The following is a 415-nucleotide window of genomic DNA, read 5'->3' on the forward strand; positions in this document are numbered from 1 at the left end:
CTGGGGGTGTGGCTGACAGCGCCTTGTCACCGATGCCGTGCTGGCATCAGCCCTTCTCCGATGCTGGCACGCCGCCACGCCATGCGGCCTTCAGCATCGGACGCTGCCGTAGGGGAAAACCCCAACCGAGCCGCTAAGCTCGGCGTGGGGCTGTGGTTGGGTTGAGTACGGCTTTCGCCTTTCACGCTTCGCGACCATCAATCCTCATCCGCGAACGCCACGCGCTCGGCGTGCTCGCTCTTGAAGCCGCGACCACCGCGGGCGGGTTGCCCGTTGCACTTCGTGCGCCACGCCTTGGCGTTGCCGCTCCACGCATAGCCGCAGGCCCGCAGCCGGTTGCCGACTTCATCCATGGACAGCCCGAGAATCGACTTGCAGGCTTTGTCGGCCTCGGCCTTGTTGCGGGCGGGGAAGC

The 415-nt window shown here is 66.7% G+C and carries 1 protein-coding gene; it reads right to left on the reverse strand.

Annotation, left to right across the window (positions count from 1 at the left end):
* Nucleotides 1-197: 197 nt before the first annotated feature.
* A partial coding sequence (locus tag R0J87_RS18640) for a hypothetical protein (protein ID WP_498888062.1) occupies nt 198-415 on the reverse strand: 218 nt, incomplete at its 5' end.

It is taken from the genome of Halomonas sp. SIMBA_159 (assembly GCF_046536035.1).
Lineage (GTDB): Bacteria > Pseudomonadota > Gammaproteobacteria > Pseudomonadales > Halomonadaceae > Vreelandella > Vreelandella venusta_A.